Annotated in this window: 18 protein-coding genes; 8 read left to right on the plus strand and 10 right to left on the minus strand. The window is 73.2% G+C overall.

Annotation, left to right across the window (positions count from 1 at the left end; all coding sequences use genetic code 11):
• Positions 1–130: 130 nt before the first annotated feature.
• On the minus strand, positions 131–1,066 hold the full coding sequence (locus JNK12_00705) for a hypothetical protein (protein MBL8774410.1): 936 nt from the start codon (positions 1,064–1,066) through the stop codon (positions 131–133).
• Positions 1,067–1,175: 109 nt separating this feature from the next.
• Entirely contained in the window at positions 1,176–2,456 is a 1,281-nt protein-coding gene (locus JNK12_00710; protein ID MBL8774411.1) for an FAD-binding oxidoreductase, read from the minus strand.
• A 41-nt stretch (positions 2,457–2,497) separates the two neighbouring features.
• On the opposite strand from JNK12_00710, the gene JNK12_00715 reads away from it, so the two are divergent.
• From JNK12_00715 to JNK12_00730, 4 genes are read left to right on the plus strand one after another with little or no spacing between them, the layout of a single operon-like run.
• Entirely contained in the window at positions 2,498–4,021 is a 1,524-nt protein-coding gene (locus JNK12_00715) for a CoA-acylating methylmalonate-semialdehyde dehydrogenase (GenBank protein ID MBL8774412.1), read from the plus strand.
• 32 nt (positions 4,022–4,053) lie between these two features.
• Positions 4,054–5,556, plus strand: a complete 1,503-nt coding sequence (locus tag JNK12_00720; GenBank protein ID MBL8774413.1) for an aldehyde dehydrogenase family protein — start codon at positions 4,054–4,056, stop codon at positions 5,554–5,556.
• 9 nt (positions 5,557–5,565) lie between these two features.
• Complete coding sequence (locus JNK12_00725; GenBank protein ID MBL8774414.1) at positions 5,566–6,789, plus strand: aspartate aminotransferase family protein; 1,224 nt, start codon at positions 5,566–5,568, stop codon at positions 6,787–6,789.
• Complete coding sequence (locus JNK12_00730) at positions 6,789–7,547, plus strand: UDP-galactose-lipid carrier transferase (GenBank protein ID MBL8774415.1); 759 nt, start codon at positions 6,789–6,791, stop codon at positions 7,545–7,547. Before JNK12_00725 ends, JNK12_00730 begins: the two co-directional genes overlap by 1 nt.
• A gap of 15 nt (positions 7,548–7,562) precedes the next feature.
• Here the strand turns inward: JNK12_00730 and JNK12_00735 are convergent, their stop codons facing one another.
• The gene (locus JNK12_00735; GenBank protein MBL8774416.1) at positions 7,563–9,995 is read right to left on the minus strand and encodes an MMPL family transporter; all 2,433 of its coding nucleotides are present in this window, start codon (positions 9,993–9,995) and stop codon (positions 7,563–7,565) included.
• 132 nt (positions 9,996–10,127) lie between these two features.
• Here JNK12_00735 and JNK12_00740 point away from each other — a divergent pair, with 132 nt between their 5' ends.
• Together JNK12_00740 and JNK12_00745 are read left to right on the plus strand one after the other, a co-directional pair.
• A complete protein-coding gene (locus JNK12_00740) occupies positions 10,128–11,279 on the plus strand; it encodes a sensor histidine kinase (GenBank protein MBL8774417.1) in 1,152 nt (383 codons plus the stop codon).
• Complete coding sequence (locus tag JNK12_00745; GenBank protein MBL8774418.1) at positions 11,276–11,935, plus strand: response regulator transcription factor; 660 nt, start codon at positions 11,276–11,278, stop codon at positions 11,933–11,935. The genes JNK12_00740 and JNK12_00745 overlap by 4 nt, the downstream gene beginning before the upstream one ends.
• Here the strand turns inward: JNK12_00745 and JNK12_00750 are convergent.
• A complete protein-coding gene (locus tag JNK12_00750; protein ID MBL8774419.1) occupies positions 11,932–13,794 on the minus strand; it encodes a GGDEF domain-containing protein in 1,863 nt (620 codons plus the stop codon). The genes JNK12_00745 and JNK12_00750 overlap by 4 nt on opposite strands.
• 97 nt (positions 13,795–13,891) lie before the next feature.
• On the opposite strand from JNK12_00750, the gene JNK12_00755 reads away from it, so the two are divergent.
• Complete coding sequence (locus JNK12_00755; protein ID MBL8774420.1) at positions 13,892–15,085, plus strand: aminotransferase class V-fold PLP-dependent enzyme; 1,194 nt, start codon at positions 13,892–13,894, stop codon at positions 15,083–15,085.
• Between the two features lie 3 nt (positions 15,086–15,088).
• Here JNK12_00755 and egtD read toward each other — a convergent pair whose 3' ends face one another.
• Genes egtD through egtA form a run of 4 tightly spaced genes read right to left on the minus strand, consistent with a single transcriptional unit; the run spans position 15,089 to position 19,490 of the window.
• Positions 15,089–16,078 (minus strand): L-histidine N(alpha)-methyltransferase, encoded by a 990-nt coding sequence (egtD, locus tag JNK12_00760; protein ID MBL8774421.1) that lies wholly within the window; start codon positions 16,076–16,078, stop codon positions 15,089–15,091.
• 45 nt (positions 16,079–16,123) lie between these two features.
• A complete protein-coding gene (gene egtC, locus JNK12_00765) occupies positions 16,124–16,876 on the minus strand; it encodes an ergothioneine biosynthesis protein EgtC (protein ID MBL8774422.1) in 753 nt (250 codons plus the stop codon).
• A gap of 2 nt (positions 16,877–16,878) precedes the next feature.
• The gene (egtB, locus tag JNK12_00770) at positions 16,879–18,222 is read right to left on the minus strand and encodes an ergothioneine biosynthesis protein EgtB (GenBank protein ID MBL8774423.1); all 1,344 of its coding nucleotides are present in this window, start codon (positions 18,220–18,222) and stop codon (positions 16,879–16,881) included.
• Positions 18,210–19,490, minus strand: coding sequence for an ergothioneine biosynthesis glutamate--cysteine ligase EgtA (gene egtA, locus JNK12_00775; protein ID MBL8774424.1), 1,281 nt, complete (start codon positions 19,488–19,490; stop codon positions 18,210–18,212). Before egtA ends, egtB begins: the two co-directional genes overlap by 13 nt.
• Before the next feature lie 403 nt (positions 19,491–19,893).
• On the opposite strand from egtA, the gene JNK12_00780 reads away from it, so the two are divergent.
• Complete coding sequence (locus JNK12_00780) at positions 19,894–20,739, plus strand: transglycosylase family protein (GenBank protein ID MBL8774425.1); 846 nt, start codon at positions 19,894–19,896, stop codon at positions 20,737–20,739.
• Positions 20,740–20,779: 40 nt separating this feature from the next.
• Here the strand turns inward: JNK12_00780 and JNK12_00785 are convergent, their stop codons facing one another.
• Positions 20,780–21,940, minus strand: a complete 1,161-nt coding sequence (locus JNK12_00785; GenBank protein ID MBL8774426.1) for a flippase-like domain-containing protein — start codon at positions 21,938–21,940, stop codon at positions 20,780–20,782.
• 338 nt (positions 21,941–22,278) lie between these two features.
• A complete protein-coding gene (locus JNK12_00790) occupies positions 22,279–23,487 on the minus strand; it encodes an AI-2E family transporter (protein ID MBL8774427.1) in 1,209 nt (402 codons plus the stop codon).
• Positions 23,488–23,536 lie beyond the last annotated feature (49 nt).

A 23,536-nucleotide genomic window follows, 5' to 3' on the forward strand; every position in this document is an offset into this window, starting at 1 on the left:
GTCGACGCCGGCAGGAGGCGAGAGGTCAGCGACGGGGAAGCCAGCGGGGCAGCGGGTCGGTGAAGCCGGCGGCCCCCGGCCTCTGGTTCAGGGCGAGGGGGATCAGGGCGTCCGGCTCAGGGCGTCCGGTTCAGGGGGTGGTGCCGAGGCGGGCGATGCGCACCGCCCCGAGGGCGACGCCGACGAGGACGAGGCCGATGACCAGGCCGAGGGGAAGGGCGGCCCAGAGGCGGGAGGTAAACGGTGGCGCCGGGGCCATGCTGCCGGCGGGAGCGGCGAGGCCACCCTCGGCCAGCGCGGTCTCCCCGAACGGGGCGATGGCGGTCTCACCGTCCCCGGCAGGTGCGGCGCCTCCCGCCGAAGCGCTCGCGTCCTGGCCCCCGCCGGCGCTCGACGGGTCGGTGGCCCCGTCCGTCTGCTCGTCGGTCACGGCGGCCTCGGCGTCATCGTCCCCGCCCGTGGCGTCCGGGTCGTCGGCGCCCGTGGACCCGGGCGAGTCGACGCCGCCGCCGGCCACGGTGGTGGGCGGCACGGTGGTCGGCGCCTCGGTCGTGGTGGGAGCCGGTGGCTCCGTGGTGGAGGTGGTGGTGGGCCGGTTGGGAGCGATCACCCCCGGCGGGCGACAGCTGTGCTCCTTCTTGGGGCCGTCGTCGTCGCCATCGTCATCGTCGTGCCCGCCGCCGTGTCCGTTGTTGCCGCCGGCGCAGCCGCTGAAACCGGGAGACACGATCGAGGTGGGCACCGGAGGTGGCTCGGTGGTGGTCGGCGCCTCGGTGGTGGTCGTGGTGGCGGGCGCCTCGGTGGTGGTGGTCGGTGCTTCGGTGGTGGTGGTCGGGGCCGCGGTGGGCGGCTCGGGCACCATCGTCGTCGCCGTGGGGTCGACGACGGTGGTGGCCACGCCCGCACCCACGGCGATCGGGTCGCCGGAGACACCGTCGTCGGCGAGGGCGACCGCCGTGCTGGCGGTGAGGCCGAGGACCACCGTCGCGGTGACCGCGGCGGCGATCCGCAGGGCCTGCCCCCGGGGTGCTGGCCCGGTGAGCCGGGTGGGCGGCGACACCTTCACACCGCGGACCTTACCCCGGATCGCGCAAATGTGACACAGGGAGTTTCTGCGACCACGGAGGGTGAGAAGCTCCTCCCATCGAGGGCACGGAACGTGGTGGCTCGACCGCTCAGGGGCGTCGATCCCGCCAGCGGTACCACTGGCCCACGAGGGGCAGGTACGCGCCCCGCAGCCCCCGGACGGGGATGGACGGGCCGCGGAGCTCGGCGAAGGCAGGGGCGGGGTCGCCGGCGGCCATGGCCCCCACCTGGGTACCCATCCAGGTGTTGAGAGCCACGCCGGAGCCGTTGCAGCCGGTGGCGTAGTGCACGCCGTCGAGCACGCCGACCTGGGGCATGCGGTCGAAGGTGATGGCCACGTTGCCGCCCCAGGCGTGGGTGACGGCCACGCCGGCGAGCTGCGGGTGGACCCGCACGAGCGATTCGTAGAGGAAGTCGCGCGCCTCGGTGATGGAGACCGGCGCGAGGCTGCGCCTCCCGCCGAACACCATGCGCCCGTCGGCGGTCAGGCGCCAGTAGAAGAGGAAGTTCTTGCTGTCGACGAACATGCGCCGGTGCGGGTTCACCGCGGCCTGCACCTCGGGGGCCAGGGGCTCGGTGGCGATGATGTAGCTGCCCACGGGCAGGACCCGTCGACGCAGCGGCGGGACGAGCCCGTCGGCGTAGGCGTTCGTGGCCACGATCACCTGGCCGGCCTCGACGGTGCCCCGGTCGGTGCGCACGGTGAACCCGGCACCTCGCCGCTCGACGCCCTCTGCTGCGGTGTGCGGGTGCAGCAGCGCGCCGGCCTCGTCGGCGAGGGCCTCGAGCCCCTGGTGGAACGCCGCGGGCTGAAGCCCGCCGGTGCGCTCGAGCAACAGCCCACCGAAGTACTGGTCGGAGCCGATCTCGCCGGCGAGCTCGCCGGCAGGCACGAAGTGGGCGGGCTGGCCGGCGGCGTTCATCTCGTCGGCCTCGTGGCGGAGGTGCTCGACCACCCGAGGGTGGTGGGCGAGGTAGAGCTGCCCGGTGCGCTCGTAGTCGCAGGCGATGGGGCCCTCGCCGGTGACGAGCGACTCCACCTGGTCGAACGCGTCGTTGACCGCCTGGAACAGGCGACGGCCGAGCTCGCCGTACTTGGCCTCCAGCGCGGCGGGGCCGACCTTCAGCTCGGGGATGACCATGCCCCCGTTGCGGCTGCTGGCCCCCCAGCCCAGCGCCTCGCGGTCGACGACCACCACCTCGAGCCCCCGGGAGGCCAGCTCGGTGGCGGCGGCCAGCCCGCAGTAGCCGCCGCCGACGACGACGACGTCGGCGCGCGGCGGCAGGGGCGCAGGCTCGCGATCGGCGAGGGGTCGCTCGTCGGTCCAGAGGGGGGTCTCGCGGTAGCCGGCGGCGAGGGGGGTGCTCATCAGGTGCGACGGTAACCGCCGGGATCGGCGAGGATGTCCCGATGGCCGACGACCTCATCCATCACTGGCACCGTGGCAACGCCTGGACGGGCGCGGAGGGCGGGCGGGTGGGCGACGTCTTCGATCCCGCGACGGGAGCGGTGACCCGCACGGTCCCCCTCGCCTCGGCCGCCGAGGTCGACGACGTGGTCGCCGCCGCGGTGGCGGCCGCGGCCGAGTGGCGCTCCTCGTCGCTCACCAAGCGGGCCAAGACGATGTTCGCGTTCCGCGAGCTCATCGTGCGCCACACCGACGAGATCGCCGCGCTGATCACCTCCGAGCACGGCAAGGTGCTCGACGACGCCCGGGGCGAGGTGGCCCGAGGCCTCGAGGTCGTCGAGTTCGCCTGCGGCATCCCGCACCTCCTGAAGGGCTCCCACAGCGAGAGCGTCTCCACCGGCACCGACAGCCACTCGGTGCGCCAGCCCGTGGGCGTGGCCGCCGGCATCACCCCGTTCAACTTCCCGGCCATGGTCCCGCTCTGGATGTTCCCCATCGCCATCGCCTGCGGGAACGCGTTCGTGCTGAAGCCCTCCGAGCGGGACCCGTCCGCGTCGGTGCGCCTCGCCGAGCTCTTCACCGAGGCCGGCCTTCCCGACGGCGTGCTCAGCGTCGTGCACGGTGACCGCGAGGCCGTCGACGCGCTCCTCACGCACCCGTCGGTCGGCGCGGTCAGCTTCGTCGGCTCCACGCCCATCGCCCGCCACGTGTTCGAGACCGCCGCCACCTCGGGCAAGCGGGTCCAGGCCCTCGGCGGGGCGAAGAACCACATGGTGGTGCTCGCCGACGCCGACCTCGACGCCGCCGCCGACGCCGCGGTGAGTGCGGGCTACGGGTCGGCCGGCGAGCGGTGCATGGCCATCTCGGTCGTCGTGGCCGTGGACGCCATCGCCGACGAGCTCGTGGCCAAGATCGCCGAGCGCACCCGCACGCTCCGGGTGGGCGTGGGCACCGAGCCGGACAGCGATCTCGGTCCGCTGATCACCGGCGCCCACCGGGACCGTGTGGCGGGCTACGTCGAAGCCGGGATCGCCGCCGGGGCCGAGCTCGTGGTGGACGGGCGCCACCCGGAGGTCGCCGGCGGGGCCGCCGGTGAGGGGTTCTTCCTCGGCCCCTGCCTGTTCGACCGGGTCGACCCCTCGATGACGATCTACACGGACGAGATCTTCGGCCCGGTGCTGAGCGTGGTGCGCGCCCCGTCGCTGGCCGACGCCGTGTCGCTCGTCAACGCGAGCCCGTACGGCAACGGGGTGGCGCTGTTCACCCGCGACGGCGCCGCCGCCCGGTGGTTCGAGGCCGAGGTCGAGGTCGGGATGGTGGGCATCAACGTCCCCATCCCGGTGCCCATGGCGTTCTACTCGTTCGGCGGGTGGGGCCAGTCGCTGTTCGGCGACACCCACGTGCACGGTCCCGAGGGCGTGTCCTTCTACACCCGCGGCAAGGTCGTCACCACGCGTTGGGGGGTGCCGGCCGAGCTCGGCACCGCACCGAGCAGCCTCGACCTGCACTTCCCCACGAACCGCTGAACCCGCCGGCGTGGCGCCGGTAGCCTCCGCGGATGAGCGAGATCACGCCCTTCCGGATCGGTGACGAACGTGTGGAGGCAGCCTCCGCGGAGGCCGTCAGCGTCGTCACGTCGCCCTACGACGGCCACGAGATCGGCCGCGTGCCGGCGGGCACCACCGCCGACCTCGACCGGGCCGTCGCCGTGGCGCTGGCCCGCCACCGGGAGGGCCCGCTGCCCACCCACCGGCGGGCGGCCGTGCTCGACCGCGCCGCCGAGCTGCTCTCCGAGCCCGACCGCCAGGAGCATTTCGCCCGCTTGGTCGCGGAGGAGGCGGCCAAGCCCATCAAGACGGCCCGGGTGGAGGCCGCCCGCGCGGTCGACACCTTCCGCTTCGCCGCGGCCACGGCGCGCACGTTCTCCGGTGAGATGGTGCCCATCGACGCCAGCAGCGCCGGCGAGGGCAAGCTGGCCTTCGTCCAGCGGGTGCCCATCGGCGTGGTCGGCGCCATCAGCCCGTTCAACTTCCCGCTCAACCTCGTCGCCCACAAGCTGGCGCCGGCCATCGCCGCCGGCTGCCCCGTGGTGCTGAAGCCGGCGTCGGCCACGCCCCTGACCGCCCTCGCCCTCGTCGAGCTGCTGGTCGAGGAGTGCGGGTTGGAGCCCGGCTGGCTCAACATCGTCACCTGCTCGGGCAGCGTCGCCGACCACCTCGTCACCCACGACGACGTGGCCATGATCACCTTCACCGGCTCGCCGCCGGTGGGCTGGGGCATCCGGGCCCGGGCACCGCGCAAGCGGGTGAACCTCGAGCTCGGCAACAACGCGCCGGTCATCATCGAGCCCGACGGCGACTGGAAAGTGGCCGCGGCCAAGATCAAGGTGGCGGGGTTCTCCCACGCCGGCCAGTCGTGCATCTCGGTGCAGCGCATCTTCGTGCACCGTGACGTGGCCGAGGCCTTCACCGAGGCGCTGGTCGGCGAGGTCGCTCAGCTGAAGGTGGGGGATCCGCTCGACCCCGAGACCGACGTCAGCGCGCTCATCAACGCCGGCGAGACCGAGCGGGTCGAGTCGTGGGTGCGCGAGGCGGCGGCCGAGGGCGCGGAGGTGTGCACGGGGGGCACGATCGACGGCGGCGTCCTGGCCCCGACCGTCCTCACGGGGGTGCTTCCCGACATGAAGGTGTGCAACACCGAGGTCTTCGGGCCGGTGGTGGGCATCGCCGTCTACGACGACTGGCACGAGGCGCTGCGCCTGGCCAACGACACCCGCTACGGGCTCCAGGCCGGGGTCTTCACCACGAACGTGGCGCGGGCCCTCGAGGCGGGGCGTGTCCTCGACTTCGGTGGCGTGCTGGTGAACGAGGTCCCCACGTGGCGGGCCGACCAGATGCCCTACGGCGGCGTGCGCGACTCGGGCAACACCCGCGAGGGCCCGCCCTACGCGGTGCAGGAGATGACCGAGCGGCGACTGGTCGTCCTCCAGGGCTCACCCGTCGGCTACGGCGCCCGGACGCCGACGCCCGACCACGGCCCCCGGGCGACAGAGGGCGTCTAGATTCGCGGCATGGCGCTGTCCCCGTTCCTGCACCCGTTCGCCCCGCCCGCCAAGGACGAGGCCGCCTTCGTCAAGATCGTGGGCGGCGAGGGCGCCGTGGTGTGGGACGACGGCGGCAACCGGTACGTCGACGCCATGGCCAGCCTCTGGTACTGCAACGTCGGCCACGGACGCACCGAGATCGCCGACGCCGTCGCCGAGCAGCTGCGCACCCTCGCCGGCTACCACTGCTTCGACCCCTTCACCAACGAGCCCGCCGAGCGCATCAGCGCCGAGATCGTGGCCCGCGCCCCCATGGACGACGCCCGGGTGTTCCTCGTCTCCTCCGGGTCCGAGGCCGTGGACAGCGCCCTGAAGCTGGCCCGCCTGGCCCAGGGCCTGCTCGGCCATCCCGAGAAGCAGCTCGTCATCAGCCGGGAGTTCGGCTACCACGGGGTCACCTACGGCGGCATGTCCGCCCAGGGCCTGCCCGCCAACCAGGCCGGCTACGGCGCCATGCACCCCGGGCACGCCACCGTGCCCAACAACGACCTCGAGGCGGTGGCCACCGTGTTCGCCCAGCAGGGCGACGAGATCGCCGCGGTCATCGCCGAGCCGGTGCAGGGCGCCGGCGGCGTCTTCCCTCCGGCCCCCGGCTACCTCGAGGAGCTGCGCCGGCTGTGCGACCGCCACGGGGCCTTCCTCATCGCCGACGAGGTGATCACCGGGTTCGGCCGCCTCGGCCAGTGGTTCGGGTCGACCCACTTCGGCATCCGCCCGGACCTCGTCACCTTCGCGAAGGGCGTCAGCTCGGGGTACCTGCCCCTCGGCGGCGTCGTCGTCGGGCCGGCGGTGCGCGCCGCCCTGGAGGCCGACCCGGCGTTCCTGCTCCGCCACGGCCACACCTACTCCGGCCACCCGGCGGCGTGCGTCGCCGGCCTCACCTCCATGGCCATCACCGAGCGCGAGGAGCTGCTCCCCGCGGCCGAGCGCATCGGCCTGCGGCTCAGCTCGGGGCTGCGGGCCCTCGAGGCCGATGGCCTCGTGGCCGAGGTCCGGGGCGAGGGGGCGGTGTGGGCGGTGAGCCTCCCCGAGGGCAAGGACATCGCCGTCGTGCGCGACGCCATGCGTGCCGACGGAGTCATCGTCCGAGCCGTCCCGCCCAACCACCTCACCTTCTGCCCGCCGCTCGTCATCTCGGACGCGCAGCTCGACCAGTGCGTGGACGTGCTCGAGCGGGCGCTGGCGGCCTGATGGGGCGCCTCGACGACGTCGATCTCAGCCTGCACCTCTCCCGCAAGGAGGAGGCGGAGCGCCTCGCCGCCGCCCAGGAGAAGCTGCTCCGGCTCCGGCTCGAGTGCGGCGGCCAGATCGGCAACGGCGAGCTGGGCCCGCCGCTGTGCGTCCTGTTCGAGGGGTGGGACGCCTCGGGCAAGGGCGGGGCCATCAAACGGCTGGTGGCCAACCTCGATCCCCGCCACGTGCGGGTCGCCCAATTCGCGGCGCCCACGCCCGACGAGCTGCGCCACCACTTCCTCTGGCGGTTCTGGCCGGTGCTGCCGGGTTGGGGCGGCATGGCCGTGCTGGACCGCTCGTGGTACGGGCGGGTGCTGGTCGAGCGGGTCGAGGGCTTCGCCACCCCCGACGAGTGGGATCGCAGCTACGACCAGATCCACGAGTTCGAGTCATCGCTCGCCGACGAGGGCATGGTGCTGGTCAAGTTCTGGCTGCACCTATCCAAGGACGAGCAGATGCGGCGATTCGAGCGCCGCAAGGACGACCCCCTCAAGAGCTGGAAGCTCACGCCCGAGGACATGCGCAACCGCGAGAAGTGGGACCAGTACGTCGAGGCCGTCGAGGACATGCTCGACCGCACCGACCGCCACCGCCACCGCTGGCACGTCATCGAGGCCGAGTCCAAGCGCTTCGCCCGGGTCAAGGTGATCGAGACGGTCATCGCCGAACTCGAGGCCGGCATGGCCCGCGCCGGCACCCGCCCCAAGCCCGGCTGACGGCCAACGGAGGCCTCATGCCGCCCCCGGGTCGGCCGTAGCGGGGGGAGCGGCTGAGCTCGCCGCTTCGACCGTGACGTGGGGCACCAGCCGGTCGAGCCATCGCGGCATCCACCAGTTGCGGTCGCCGAGCAGCGCCATCGTGGCCGGCACGAGGACCATGCGGACGAGGGTGGCGTCGAGGAACACGGCGAGGGCCAGTCCCAGCCCGAAGACCTTGATCTCGCGGATGTCCTCGAACACGAACGACCCGAAGACCACGACCATGATCGCGGCGGCGGCGGTGATGACCCGTGCGGTCGAGGCCAGGCCGTCGGCCACCGAGGTCGTGGCATCGCCCGTGCGGTCGTACTCCTCACGGATGCGGGAGAGCATGAAGACCTCGTAGTCCATCGACAGCCCGAAGACGATGGCGAAGAGCATGAGCGGGATGAACGGGTTGATCGGCCCCTGCTCGATGCCGAGGAGCGTGTCCCCCCAGCCCCACTGGAAGACGGCCACGACCACGCCGTAGGTGGCGGCGATCGAGAGCACGTTCATGAGCACGGCCTTCAGCGGGACCAGCACGGAGCGGAACACCACCAGCAGGACCAGGAACGACACGCCCAGGACCGCGGCGAAGAAGAGCGGCATGCGCTCGGCCAGGTAGTCCGTGACGTCGATGTTGGTGGCAGCGCCGCCCGTGACGTGGACGTCGAGGCCGGCAGCAGCCGCCGCGGGGACCGCATCCTCACGGAGGGTGCGGACGAGGTCGGTGGTGGCCTCGTCCTGGGGTGCCGATGTCGGGATGAGGGTCATCAGGTAGGCGCTGGGGTCCGCCGGATCGTCGACGACGGGTGCGGTCACGGCAGCAACCCCGGGCGTCGCCACCAGGGCCGCGTGCAGGTCGTCGATGCTCGCATCGGTCGTGTCGGGCCCCGTCGTGGCGACGATCACGAAGGGGCCGTTGAATCCGGGGCCGAAGCCGTCGGCGAGCAGGTCGTACGCCTGACGGGTGTCGGTGGCCTCCGGGAAGTTGCCTTCGTCGGTCCAGCCCAGGGTCAGGCCGAGCACCGGCGTGGCCAACACGACGAGGACGACCGCCGCGGCCACCGCCCACGGCCACGGTCGCCGCTGGATGGTGCGGCTCCAGCGGTGCGACAGCGTCGTCTCGGCCGGCTTGGCCGCCCGGTGCGGCACCTCGCGTCGCAGGTCGGGGACGAAGCGACCCGCCACCAGCACCGAGACGGTCACGAGCACTCCGACGGCGACGAGCGGGGTGACGTCGATGCCGACACCGAGGAGAGCGACCGCCGCACCGCCGGCGGCGAGCAGTCCCCGCCACCGGGTGACCTCGAGCCGCCCACCGGTCATGGCGATGAGGGCGGGCAGCAGGGTCACCGACGTGAACATGGTCGCGAGCACCGTGACCGAGATGCCGATCCCCATGCCCGAGAGCATCCCGATGCCGACGAGCAGGAGACCGAGCATGGAGACGACGACGGTGGCGCCGGCGAAGACGACGGCCCGGCCGGCCGTGCCCATCGCGACCACGAGGGCGTCCCTCGGCGGGTGGCCGGCGGCCGCCGCCTCCCGGTAGCGGGTGACGATGAAGAGCGCGTAGTCGATGCCGACGCCCAGCCCGACCATCGTGCCGAGCAGCATCGTGTCCTCCGGCACGGTCGCCACCTGGGTGAGCAGGACGACCGATCCGAGGCCGATGCCGACGCCGCCCAGTGCCACCGCGATGGGCAGGCCCATCGCCAGCACCGACCCGAACGAGACGATGAGCACCACGATGGCGAAGGCGATGCCGATCAGCTCGGTCTGTGGTGGCTCGATGGTGGCCAGGTACTGGCCGCCCGCGAGGACCTCGAGGCCCTCGATCGACGGTGCCTCCTCGGCGATCAGCTCCCCGATCCGGGCCGACTCGGTGTCGTCGATGTCGGCCGAGAGGTGCACCGTGGCGAACGCGAGGCGGCCGGCCAGGGGCCCGGCCGTGGCGATCTGACCCGCCCCCTGATCCGAGTAGGGCGAGACCACCGTGGCGCCCGGTGCGCTCGGGACGCCCTCCTCGTCGGGGAACCCCGCGTCCACGGTGGCGAAGAGCTCCTCCATCGCTCCGACCACTTCGGGATCGTCGACGCCCTGCTCGGCCCGGAACACGATCGTCCCGGACTGACCGCCGGTACCGAGCTCGGGGAAGTGGGCCTCCAGTGCCGCGAACCCGGCGTCGCTGTCGGAGGCCGGTGCCGCCGAACCGCTGTCGAAGGCGGGACCGACGGCGCCGGCGGCCACGAAGACCACGGCGAGGAGGCCGGCCCACAGGGCGACGGCCGCTCGGCGGTGGTCGAAGCACCAGGCACCGAGACGGCTGAGGAGGGAGCCGTCCCGCGGTGAGGCACCGTCACCTCCTTCGTCGGCAGGCGGTGACACGGCAGGGGCGCGATCGATCATCGAGGTCGGCATGACCGCCATCTTCGGGAGGACACTGCCACGCCACATCAGGCGTCCGGCCACTTCGGCATCGCCTGATCGGCCGACTCCCGAACCGTCCTTTCGGCTGATCCCCACCCGGATGGGTTCTCGTACCCTTGCCCCGTGGTGCTGCTGACGAGTCGTCCGTACTGGGCAGAGCCACGAGCCGCCGATCCCACCGGACCGACACCGCGCGACTGGTGGCTCGTCGGGGTCGTGGTCGTGGTGGCGGCGATCGAGACGGTCGCCCGCGACCAGATGGTGTGGCGGTGGCCCTCCCTGGCCGTGACGGTCGCCGTCGCCTGCCTGCTGCCCTGGCGCCGGGTCCACCCCCTTCTGGTCGTGGCCCTGGTGTTCGGGACGATGAGCCTGGGCCACACGGTGGCGCTCGTCCGCGACGTGACCTGGGACGGGCTGTTCGTCAGCCTCGTACTGCTCCTGCTGCCGTACTCGCTGACGCGATGGGGGTCCGGGCGCGAGGTTGGCTTGGGCCTCCTCGTGCTCTCGATCCCGGTGGTGCTGACCGCGGCCGCCGGTGCACCGGTGGGCGACATCGTCGGCGGGGCCATCGTGCTCCTGCTCGCCTGCGCCGTGGGCGTCGCCGTCCGCTACGCCGTCGAGCTGCGGGCCGAGGAGGTGGCCGGGCTGCGAGCGCGCGAGCGTGAGGAGCTCGCCCGCGAGCTCCACGACACCGTCGCCCACCACGTCTCCGCCATCGCCGTGCGGGCCCAGGCCGGCCGGGTCGTGGCGGCCACCCGGCCCGAAGCCGCGGTTGACGCGCTCTCGGTGATCGAGGAGGAGGCGACCCGCGCCCTCGAGGAGATGCGATCGATGGTCGGCACGCTGCGCCAGGGCGACCAAGCGGACCTGCGGCCCCAGCAGGGCATCCGCGACCTGTGCCGCCTGGAGCACCGCGGTGGCGGACCCGGTCCCCGCGTGGTGGTGACGGTCGCCGGGGAGGTCGACGAGCTCCGCCCGGCGGTCGATGCGGCCTGCTTCCGTCTCGCGCAGGAAGCCGTGACGAACGCGCTGCGCCACGCCCGCCAGGCCTCCGAGGTCGAGGTGCGGGTCGAGGCCGACGACGACGACGTGCGCCTCACGGTCGTCGACGACGGGCGCGCCACGGTCGGGCCGACGGCCTCGGCCCCGGGGTTCGGGCTGGTCGGAATGGCCGAGCGGGCCAAGCTCCTCGGGGGCACGTTCGCCGCCGGGCCCGCTCCTGGCGGGGGCTGGACCGTCACGGCCACGCTGCCCCGTCGGGCGGTGACGGCGTGACCATCCGCGTGCTGATCGCCGACGACCAGGACATCGTGCGCACCGGTCTGCGCATGATCCTCGACGCACAGCCCGGCATCGAGGTCGTGGGCGACGCCGCCGACGGCCTGGAGGCGCTCGATCTCGCGCGCCAGCTGCGCCCCGACGTGTGCCTGTTCGACATCCGCATGCCCGAGCTCGACGGCATCGAGCTCACCCGCCGGCTGGCGGGCCCCGACGTGACCGATCCACTCGCCATCGTGGTCATCACGACCTTCGACCTGGACGAGTACGTGCACGGCGCGCTGAAGGCCGGCGCCCGCGGGTTCCTGCTGAAGGATGCCGGGCCCGAATTGCTCGCTCAGGCGGTGCGCTGCGCGGCCAGCGGCGACGCACTGATCGCCCCCAGCGTGACGGCTCGCCTGCTGTCGGCCTTCGCCGAGCTCGGCGATTCCCCACGGTCGCCGGGGGCGCAGCCGTTCGACCCGCTGTCCGAACGCGAGGAGGAGGTGTTGGTCACCGTCGCCCGCGGCCGCACCAACGCGGAGATCGCCGACGACCTGTGCATCAGCCTCAGCACCGTGAAGACCCACCTCGCCAGCCTCATGCAGAAGCTCGGCGCCCGGAACCGGGTCGAGCTGGCGATGTGGGCCTACGAGACCAACCGAGTGAGCTAACTGGCGAGCTCGGAGCGGCGGCGGGGGACCCGGCTGACGGGCGGCACCACGGTGCCGGCGGGGCCGGCGGGGGCCTGGCGTCGAGGCGCCATCAGGGGCTGGGGCTCGTGCGGGCGGGGCGCATCGCGCTGGACCGGCCCGGCGGCCGCAGCGGGTGCAGGGGCGGGCGCCGCGGCTGCGGACGCCTCGGCGCGCTCGGCGTCCACGGCGCGGGCCATGCGGGCGGCGAGGGCGGCACGGCCGGCCTGGGCGGCCGCGGCCGCCACCTCGGTCTCGCTGCCGGGCCACGCGGCGGGGGACTGGGCGGGGATCTCCGCCGGGCGGGCGGTCGGCGCCGGCTGGGGCATGGGCGGACGGGGCGCGGCGGCGGGCTCGGCGGGCAGGAGCACCTCGGCCGGGGCCGCGATGCCGCGCTGGGGCAGCGACTCCCCGCCACGGGGAGGTGCCTGGGTGCGGGTGAGGGAGATGTCGTAGAGCATGTCCTCGATGACCTGGGCCGCGACCGGGTGGCCGAAGAGGTAGCCCTGGGCCCGGTTGCACTTCAGGCGGCGGAGCGCCTCGAGCTGCTGAGGGGTCTCGACCCCCTCGGCGATGGTGATCATGCCGAGCTCGTTGGCCAGGGCGAGCATCAGCTCGACGATGGCCGTGTCCTCCCGGGCCATGCCGAGGCCCGAGACGAACTGGCGGTCGATCTTCATCACGTCGGAGCGGAAGGTGCGCACCGACTGGATGGACGAGGAGCCGGTGCCGAAGTCGTCGAGGGCGAGGGAGACGCCCAGCTCCTTGGCCTGGCGCAGCATCGTCCAAGCGGTGTCGAGGTCGTCGCGGAGCGCTGCCTCCGAGACCTCCAGGCAGAGCTGAGGTGGGCGCACGCCGGCGGGGACCGACACGGCGTCGCGGAGCACGTCGAGGAAGTCGCTCTGGGCCACCTGTCGGGCGGAGACGTTGACGGTCATGTCGATGGGGCCGAGGTCGGGGTAGGCCTGCTGCCACTGGACCACCTGGCGACAGGCCTCCTGGAGCACCCACTCGCCGACCGGGACGATGAGGCCGGTCTCCTCCATGGCGGGGAGGAACTCGCCGGGGCTGATGAGGCCCCGCTCGGGGTCCATCCACCGGATGAGGGCCTCGACACCGGTCATGCGGTCGTTCTCGAGGTTGATGATGGGGAGGTAGAGCAGCTGGAACTCACCGCGGGCGAGGGCCTCGGTCAGGCGGCGGTTGGCGTTCGCCGGGGTGAGGCGGGCGTGCATCGACTGCTCGAACATGGCGATGGAGCCGGGCCCGTCGTCCTTGGCCTTGTAGAGGGCGACCTCGGCGTCGAGCAGCACCGACCCGACGTCGCTCAGGCGCTCGTCGGTGACGGTCAGGCCCACGCAGGCGTCCAGGGCGATCAGGTCCTGGTCCACCTGGAAGGGGGTCTGGATGGCGCCGAGCACCCGGCGGGCGAGCTGCTCGGCGGCCGTGGAGTCGGGGATCTCGGGGCAGAGCATGGCGAACTGGGTGCCGGCGCTGCGGATGAGCTTGTCCTGAGGGCGGAGCACGGTGCGCAGGCGGGCCACGATGGCCTTCATGAGCTCGTCGCCGATGTTGGCGCCGTACGCGTCGTTGATGTGCTTGAAGCGGTCGAGGTCGATCAGCATCGTGGCCGCTCGGGCGGAATGTCGCCGCGAGGACGCGAGGCAGTCGGCCACCCAGGGCTCGAGCACCGAGCGGTTGGGCAACCCGGTGAGTCGGTCGTGGTGGGCGAGCTGGTTCAGCTCGGCCTCCACCTGCCGGCGGGCGCGCCGCTCTCGCACGGCCACGGCAGCAGCGATGGCCACGACCACCGCGGCGAGCACCAGCGTCACGAGCAACACGGCAGACCTCGATCCGAGAGAGACACTTGGGTTACTCATCGGTGCCCTTCCCGGCGAGTTGAGCCGGGGTGAGAGGGGTGCTGCTACACATCAGGCCATGGCCGGCATCGATCTCCCCCGAGTGCGCCACGACACCCCCGGCGTCGCCCACGTGGCCCACTTCAACAACGCCGGCGCGGCCCTGCCCACCCGACCGGTGCTGGACGCCATGACCGACCACCTGTGGCTGGAGGCCAGGGTGGGCGGCTACGAGGCGGCTGCCATCCGGCGGGACGAGCTCGACCGCTTCTACGACGTCGCCGCTGCCCTCGTCGGCGGCCGCGCCGACCAGATCGCCTTCACCGACAACGCCACCCGGGCCTGGGACCTCGGCTTCTACGGCGTGCCCCTCGGCGAGGGCGACCGCATCCTGGTGTCGAAGTCCGAGTACGCCAGCAACGTCATCGCCATGCTCCAGGTGGCGGCCCGCACCGGCGCCTCGATCGAGGTCGTGCCCGACGACGAGCACGGCCAACTCGACGTCGACGCGCTGGCCCACCTGCTCGACGAGCGGGTGAAGCTGGTCGCCGCGGTGCACGTCCCCACCCAGGGCGGGCTGGTCAACCCGGCCGAGGCCATCGGCGCCGTCGTCCGGGAGAGCGAGGCGCTCTACCTGCTCGACGCCTGCCAGTCGACGGGGCAGCTCCCCATCGACGTCGCCGCCATCGGGTGCGACGTGCTCTGCGCCACCGGCCGCAAGTTCCTACGCGGCCCGCGGGGGACGGGGTTCCTGTGGGTCTCGGACCGGGCCCTCGACATCGTCGACCCGCCGGTGCTCGACCTCTTCAGCGCCTCGTGGGAGGACGACCGGCGCTACGAGGTGCGCGGCGATGCCCGCCGCTTCGAGCTGTGGGAGGTCGGCGTGGCCGCGAAGCTCGGCCTCGTCACGGCCATCGACTACGCGCTGGACCTGGGGCTCGAGGCCATCGAGGAGCGTGTCGTCGACCTTGCCGGGCAGATCCGCACGCGCCTCGGGGCCCTGCACGGCGTGTGGGTCCACGACCGGGGCGAGCGGCGCTGCGGCATCGTCACCTTCACCGTCGACGGGTGGGACGCCGCGGACGTCTCCCAGGCCCTGCGCGAGCAGCAGATCAACACCTCGGTCACCGCGATCACGGGGGCACGCTGGGACCTCGCCGACCGGGGTCTCGACCGCATGGTCCGGGCCTCGGTGCACTACTACAACACCAACCAGGAGCTCGACCGCCTGATCGACGCCGTGGCCGACCTCAGCGTCCGCCCGGCACCCTGAGTGTCAGCGGCGGACGCTGAGGCTGAGGGCGAAGTCCCCGGCCGCATCGGTCCACCACTCGCGGAGCTCGAAGCCCGCAGCAGCCACCTCGTCGGCCACCCGGTCCCGGCGGAACTTCGCGCTGATCTCGGTGCGGATCTCCTCGCCGTCGGCCAGGTCGACCACCAGGTCGAGGTCGCGGACCTGGACCCGCTGAGCGCCGAGCGAGCGGAGGCGCATCTCGATCCACTCGGCCTCGTCGTCCCACGACGCCACGTGGGCGAAGCGGTCGAGGTCGAGGTCGGCGCCGAGGTGGCGGTTGATGACGGCCAGCACGTTCTTGTTGAACGCCGCGGTGACCCCGGCGGCGTCGTCGTAGGCGCGCACGAGGCGGTCGGGGCCCTTCACCAGGTCGGTACCGAGCAGCAGGCCGTCGCCGGGGCGGAGCGCACCGGCCAGGGCTGCGAAGAAGGTGGCCCGCTGGGCGGGGTCGAGGTTGCCGATGGTGCCGCCGAGGAAGGCCACCAGCCGTGGCCCGTCGCCGGGCAGGGTGGCGAGGGCCGGCAGGTGGCGTTCGAAGTCGCCCACCACGGCGCCCACGGCGAGGGCGGGGTACTGCTCGGCCAGCGCCGCCGCCGAGGAGCGGAGGAAGTCCTCGCTGACGTCGAAGGGCACGTAGCGGGCGAGGCGCCCGTCGGCGACCATGGCGTCGAGCAGGACGCGGGTCTTCTCCGACGACCCGGAGCCGAGCTCGACGAGCGTCTCCGCCCCGAAGGCGGCGACCGCGGGAGCCACGCGCCCGATGATCTCCGCCTCCCGGCGGGTGGGGTAGTACTCGTCGAGGCGGGTGATCTCGTCGAAGAGCTCGGAGCCGCGCTGGTCGTAGAACCACTTGGGCGGCAGCACCTTGGGCTGGGCGGTGAGCCCGGATCGGACGTCGGCGCTGAGGGCCCGCTCGAGCTCGTCGGGACGGAGGTGCACGTCGACGGGGAGCAGGGTGGGGGAGGAGGGCACGGGGGTCTCGTTTCGAGGACGGTGGGACGGTTCGGGTGCGTGTGGTCAGGCGGGAGGGGCGAGGGGCTCGACGTCCAGGGCACCGGCGGTGCCGGTGACCACGGAGCGGTCGGGCACCTCCCGCCAGCGCGGATCGGTGTCATTGGGCTCGGATGCGACGACGGTGCGCTCGCCGTCGGCCAGGCACCAGAGGGAGTCGCCCACCCGGGTGGCGGCCAGCGTGCGGCCGTCGGTGAGGACGAGGTTGAGACGCCCGCCGGAGCGCTGCTCGACCTCGGCCACGACCCGGCGGAGCGCGTCGCCGGGGGAGGCGCCGGCGGCCAGGGCGGCGAGGGTCAGGTGGAACAGCACCTCGCTGTCGGAGGCCCCGAGGATGGCCGACTCCTGCTCCGGGGTGAGGAGGCGGCGGAGCTCGGCGCCGACGCCGCGGCGGAAGCCCTCGACCGCTCCGTTGTGGGCGAACAGCCACGGGCCCGAGGTGAAGGGCGGCGTGCCGCTGGCCTCGGTCGGGGCGGGGGCCGTGGCGCCTCGGACCGCGGCGACCACCGCGGTCGAGGCGACCAACCCGCTGAAGCTGGCGAAGGACCGGTCGGCCCACATCGGCAGCGTGGTGCGGTGCACTCCCGGTTCCGGACGGCGGGCGAGGTCGTACCAGCCCACCCCGAAGCCGTCGGCGTTGACGGTTCCGCTCACCTGCTGCTCGGGGGCCCAGGCCTGATGGGCCAACCCGTGGGGCGGGTCGACGAGGAGCGCCTCGAGGGTGGCGGGCGGGCCGAGGCAGGCGAAGAGGCGGCACATGGTCAGCTGCCGGCCTCGACGTCGGCGGCGCAGCGGAAGCCGGCGAAGATCTGGCGGCGGATCGGGTAGTCCCAGTTGCGGAAGGTGGCCCGAACGGCGAGGGGGTCCGCCGCCCACGACCCGCCCCGCAGCACCTTGTACTCCGCGCCCCAGAACACCTCGGAGTACTCCCGGTAGGGGAAGGGCGTGAACCCGGGGTAGGGGACGAAGTCCGAGGACGTCCACTCCCAGACGTCCCCGATCAGCTGGTGGCAGCCGCTCGGGCTGACGCCCGCCGGGTACGAGCCCACGGCGGCGGGGCCGCGGTGGCGCTGGCCGAGGTTGGCGTGGGCGGCGGTGGGGGCCTCGTCGCCCCAGGGGTAGCGCCGGGCCGTGCCCGTGGTGGGGTCCCACCCCGCGGCGCACTCCCACTCGGCCTCGGTGGGCAGGCGCTTGCCCGCCCAGCGGGCGTAGGCGTCGGCCTCGTACCAGCAGACGTGCTGCACCGGCTCGAGGGGGTGCAGGGGCAGCCGTTCCCCGAAGCGCAGGACGGCCCAACCGTCGCCGTCGCGCTCCCAGAACTGGGGCGCCTCGAGCTGGGCCTCGGTGCGCCACGCCCAGCCTTGCGGTGTCCACCAGCGTTCGTCGTCGTAGCCGGCGTCGGCGATGAAGGCGGCGTAGGCCCGGTTGGTGACGGGGGTGACGTCCATGGCGAACGGCGCCACCTCGACCTCGTGGGCGGGCCGCTCGTTGTCGTACGCCCACGGATCGAGGTCGGTGCCGAGCACCACCGTCCCGCCGGGCACGAGGACCTGGTCGGAAAGCTCGACGCCGACTGCGGGCGCCGGGGTGGTGCCCGCGGGTGGCGTCGCCCGCTCACCCATGAGCTGGCGGGTGGCGAGGATGGTCTCGTCGTGCTGGTGCTCGTGCTGGAGCACCATTCCGTAGACGTAGGCGCCGGCCAGGAGGGGGTCGCCGCCCGGGGCGAAGGGGTCGTCGCCCGGCAGGCCGGCGAGGCGATCCAACACCCGGGCCCGCACTTCGGCGACGTAGGCGCGGGCCGCGTCGGGACCGAGGAGCGGGAGGGCCGGCCGGTCGGCGCGCGGGTGGCGGAAGGCGTCGTAGAGGTCGTCGTACCCGGGGTGGGCGGGAGGGGGGCCGCCGAGGGCGCGCTCGAGCCAGAGGTCCTCGTAGTTGCCGACGTGGGCGAGGTCCCAGACCACGGGCGACATCAGCGGCGACTGCTGGCGCAGCTGCTCGTGATCGTCCAGGGCGTCCACCAGGGCGAGGGTGCGGACGCGGCTGCGCTCGAGCTCGGCCGCGACCTGGGCGGCACGGAGGGTCGGAATCGAGGTCAGCTCGCCCATGCCGGCTCGCGATCGCAGGGGGTCCCGGCCGGCAGGAGGCGGCCGGTGCGGTGCCATTCGTCGAGGCGGTCGTCCGCCGGGCAGCGCCGACGGGCGACGTACCGCTCGGCGTACCGGGCGACCGCTTCACCGGCCCCGGTGGAGGCTCCGAGGCGGGGCAGTGCGTCGAGCGCCGCGGCGATGCAGGCGTCGGCGGCGCGGGCGAGGGCGGGATCGGCGAGGCCCACCTCGGCGGCCCGCTCCCACTGGTCCGCGGTCGACCGGGTGGCGTCGTCGGCGGCCTCTCCGGCGACCGGGTCGAGCAGGAGCGCGACGAGCACGGCCACGGCGACGGGCCACGTGTCGGCGTCGAGGGCGTCGAGCATGCGCAGTTCGAGCCACCCCCGGGGCCGTACGGGCGGGAAGAGGGTGGTCAGGTGGTACGAGAGGTCGTCCACGGTCGGCCACCCCTGCTCGTGACCGTCCTCCATCCACCGGGCGAAGGGGAACGGGGTGCGCACGGCCGTCGCCTGGTCGTCGGTCGCACCCCGGATCAGCAGCACGTTCGCGTCCAGCGCGTAACGCGCCCAGGACTCGGCCGGATCGGGGTCGAGGGTCGGCGCCGCGGTGCGGGTCGGATCGATGCCCCACCACGTGGCGAGGCGGTTGGCCACCCAGCCGCTCGGCCGACCGACGCCTCCCTCCGCGCCGAAGGGCGAGTTGGCGAACAGGGCGATCAGGGTGGGCCCGAGGGCGTGGGCGCGGCGCCACCGGACACCGGGGTCACCGGGCCCGAGATCGACGTTCACCTGCAACGCCGCGGTGTTGCACATCATCCGCCGCCCGTGGGGACCCTTGGCGTCGAAGGCCGCCTCCATGGCGTCGTAGCGGCCGGTGTGCAGCACCCGGTGCGGTGGTCGGCCGGCATCGAGGCCGATGGGCACGAGTCCGACTCCGACGCGTTCCAACCGCCGGCTCAGCTCGGCGGCATCGAGGTGAGCGGCGGCGCACACGTCGTCGAGACCGACCAGCGGGGCGGTGTTGAGCTCGAGTTGGCCCCCGGGCTCGAAGCTGAGGGTGCCCCCGGCGGGCAAGGGCCCGGGCCCGGTGGCGGCGGCGCGCAGTGCGTCGAGGTCGAGTCGCTCACCGGGGCGGCCGGCGGCAATGGTGTGCCACTCCAACTCGAGGCCGATGTGCTCACCGGGTGCGACACCCTCGGGGGGTGAGAAGCACTCTTCGGCGATCCTGCGGACGTCGCCGGACGTGAGCGTGCGGTGGGGGGAGGGCACGGGGTGAGGTTCCTAACGGTGACCGGTGGTCGCGCCGACCCACCGGGGGTTGAAGATGGCGGCGAGGGCGAGGTGCCGCAACTGGATCAGGTGGGTCATGGCCTTCCTCGGTGGGGTTTCTCGCTCTGTCTCGGCACAGGGCACTTCGTACCCGAGCAAGGATCCGGATGACCTCTCTCGGCCCGGCCGGGCACCGGAGGTGCCGATGGTGCAGCGTCCTCCACCTTCTTACCCCGGTGACGCCCGGACGTGCGTCGCGCGGGGTGGCGCGACCATGACGCACCCCTGGCGGCCCGCTACCTTGTTCCCGGTGCGGCCTGCGGATCAGCCGCACGGGTCGGAGGGTCCCACGGGGGTTCCGGCGCCGTGCCCCCAGCTCTTCGATCGGCGACGGCGCGCGCCCGTGCCACCGTGGGGCCTCGCCGCGGCCACCGTCGCGGTCGTGTGGACCATGGTCGGCGCCCTCGTCTCGTTCGCGCCGTCCGCCCAGGCGCTGACCGTCGGCGAGGCCGAAGAGCGCGTCGAGGAGGCCCGCGTCCACCTGGCCGACACCCACACCGCCGTGCGGGAGGCCGAAGCGGCCATCGTGGACGCGCAGGCCGAGCTCGGCGACCTCCAAGCCGACGAGCTGGCACTCACCGAGCAGCTCCGGTCGAAGCGGCGTCAGGCCCGCCAGCTGTCGGTCGCCGCCTACATGAGCGGCGGCAACGAGAGCAGCATCGAGCTGCTGGCCGACACGGAGGAGGCCAGCGACCTCCTGTGGCGCCAGACCATGCTGGCCGAGCAGAGCATCGACACCCGCCGGGTCGCACGCGAGTTCCAGCAGCTGCGCAACGGCACCTCCGACGACGTCGAGCGCACGGTCGAGCGGCTCGATCGCCTCGACCAGCGCCTCGAGGAGGCCCGCCAGGAGATCCCCCATGCCGAGCGCGAGCTCGAGCTCGCGGAGATCACCCTCATCGGCGTGCGCCAGGCCGAGGCGGCCGCGCGTGCTGCTCGGGACGCCGCCGCACTCGGTCTCGACAAGTGGGCGGCGCTGCGCCGCTGCGAGTCGGGCGGCAACTACGGCGCCAACACGGGCAACGGCTTCTATGGCGCGTATCAGTTCGATCTCCAGACGTGGCAGTCCGTGGGCGGCGTCGGCCTACCGTCCGACGCGCCCCCGTGGGAGCAGGACGCGCGCGCCAAGGCCCTCTACGCCGCCCGCGGGGCCCAGCCCTGGCCCATCTGCGGACGCTTCCTGCTGTAGCAGCTCGATCCGTAGGGCCCGATCGAACGGGCTTTCACGCTCAAGGGGTGGCGGGAGCGAGCGGGCTGGGCGAGTCGTCGTCGTCCATGGGGATCTGTCCCAGCGGGCCGTAGCGCCGCCGGAACGCCAGGTAGGCGACCAGTCCAGCAGGCAGCGGCAGCCAGTACGAGAAGAGGCGGAAGGCCAAGGTGGCGAGGAGGGCGTCGGCGGGTTCCACGCCGGCCAGGGTGAGGCACGCCACGAGGCCACCCTCGACGAAGCCCAGGCCCCCCGGGGTGATGGGGATCATGCTCAGGACCGCAGCGGCGCCGTAGGCGAGCAGCACCGCGGACATGCGGGGACTGGCACCGACCGCCCGGAGGGCGGCCACGAGGGCCAGGTAGTCGAAGGTCCAGTTGCCCACCGACGCGGCCAGGGACCGCTTCCAGCGCGGCCCCAGGGCGGCGACCACCCGGTCGCGCTGCTCGACGAACCCCTCGGCCCGGGGGTAGGTCTCCCAGTGCCGCTTGGCCGCGACCCAGCGGCCGATGCGCTCGACCCACCCGCCGACCACGATGAGCGGTTGCTGGGTGGTGACGAGTACGAAGCCGATGCCGAACAGCAGCAGGAACAGGATGCCCCCGCCCCAGGCCACCAGGAGCAGGCCCTGGGGGATCGGCGCCCCGAAGAAGGCCAGGCCGACGGCGACGACGGGCAGCGCGCTGAGCGTGGCGGTGGAGATGAGCGAGGTGGCCGCGAGGGTGGAGCCGGCCTCGGCCTTCTCGATGCCGGCCACCGACAGCATGCGGTAGAGGGCGGCGCCGCCGACGGCGGCGCCGGCGGGGATGACCTTGGTGACCGCGTTCGACACCAGCTGCGCGGTGCCGGCCACGAACCAGCTCACCTGCGGAAGGGCGCAGCGGGTCAGCGCCCAGGAGCAGAGGAAGCTGCACGCCATGAGGATGGCGATCGCGGCGAACCACTCGACCTTGACCGTGCGCAGCTCGGGGGCGCTGGAGAGCACCTCGGCGACCCGGGGGAACAGCACGTAGAGCGTGAGGAGGCTGGCGAGGAGGAACAGGGCCCGCCAGATCGACCACCGCGTGGACGGGGTCGACCCCGCCGCAGCACCGGGACCCCGCACCGGGGCGGGATCCTCGGGCGCGTCGGCATCGTCACCGCTGGAGGCGCCCGCCGACGCGCCGTCGTCGAGACCGGGCACGCCTAGGACGATAGTGGGCGCACGGCGGGCTGCTCCCCGACCCCCGGCACCGGTTCGCCGTCTCGCGGCCCGGCGATGGCCAGGACCACCAGGGTCACGGCCACGGCGGCCTTGCCCCAGCAGCGGTGGGGAGGCCCCGGAGCGGGCGCGGGTGGTGGAGGCGCGCCCGCCCCGGGGGACGGTGCGTCGAGGCCGGGGGCGGACACCGCTTGGAGGGGACGGTGGCCCCGCCGGAGCCGGCGGCGACGATGGCTCCGGGGCCTCGATCGCACGAGGATCACCGTAAACGGAAGGGCCATGAAAAGCAATGAAAAGATGTGAAAGGTCCTGCAGCGCGCTCAGTCGGCCTCGTCGCCCGGGACGTGGGGGCTGTTGCGAGGGGTGTCGCGCAGTGAAGACAAGATGGTGAGGAAGGGCCGCTTCTTCTCGCGTGGCGGTTTCGTCAGGTGGGTCTCGACCACGTCGTGGCGGTTCACGTAGGTGGAGACGAAGGCCTGGAGGGTGGCCCCGGCTGGCAGTGCCAGGAGCGCGCCGACGGGGCCGAGGATGCTGGCGCCGGCGATCACCGCGCCGAAGGCCACGGCTGGGTGGATGTCCATGGTGTGGGCGGTGATGGGTGGCGCCAACAGGTAGTTCTCGACCTGCTGGTACACGACGATGGCGATGAGCACCCAGAGCGCCTCGATGGGTTGGTCGATGAGGGCGATGACCAGCGGGAGCGCCCCGGCGAGGTAGGTGCCGACCACGGGCACGAACTGCGACAGGACGCCCACCCAGATGGCCAAGGGGAGCGGGAAGGGGACGCCGATGAGCAGGAAGGCGAGGTAGTGGAACACCGCGGACAGGAAGGCGAGCAGGCCGCGTGAGTAGATGTACCCGCCGGTCTTGTCGACGGCGATCTCCCACACCCGTAGGACCTCGCGCTGGCGATCGGGGCGCATGACCGAGCAGATCGAGCGGCGGAGGCGGGGCCCGTCGGCCACGAGGTAGAAGGTGAACAACAAGATGGTCAGGCCCCGGAACAGCACGCCGACCGCCTGCGCGCCGACGCTCAGCACGTTGCCGGCGAGCCCGGTGGCGATGTCGTTGGCCGACCCCGACTGGATCTGCTCGGTGAGGTCGTCGGTGTTGATGTCCGCGTCGAAGGTGTCGTTGGCCCAGTCCTCGACGTCGGCGACGTACTCGGGGGCCTGGTCGACGAGGTTCTGCACCTGGTCGACGAACAGCGAGCCGATGGCGTAGACGAACAGGCCACCGGCCACGAACAACATCGCGAACACCGCGGCGGTGCCGGGTCCCCGCCGCCAGCCCCGGGCCTGGAGCCAGTTGACCGCCGGCTCGAGCGCGAACGACAGGAAGAGTGCCACCAGCAACATCACCAGGAGCTCCCGGAGCTTGCCGATGAGCCAGACCGTGGTGGCGAGGGCGATGATGCCCACGAAGAACAGGGCGATGGCCCGGGGGACCCACCGGGGCATGCGGTCGTAGTCCGGGACGTCCGGCGTGGAGGGCGTGTCCTCGGGCCCGGCGTCGTCCCCTTCTGGCATCGGGATCCACGCTAGTGCTGGCGAGTAGACACCCCGCGGGACCGCTCGT

This window comes from Acidimicrobiales bacterium, assembly GCA_016794585.1.
In the GTDB taxonomy this organism is placed as follows: domain Bacteria; phylum Actinomycetota; class Acidimicrobiia; order Acidimicrobiales; family DATDAH01; genus JAEUJM01.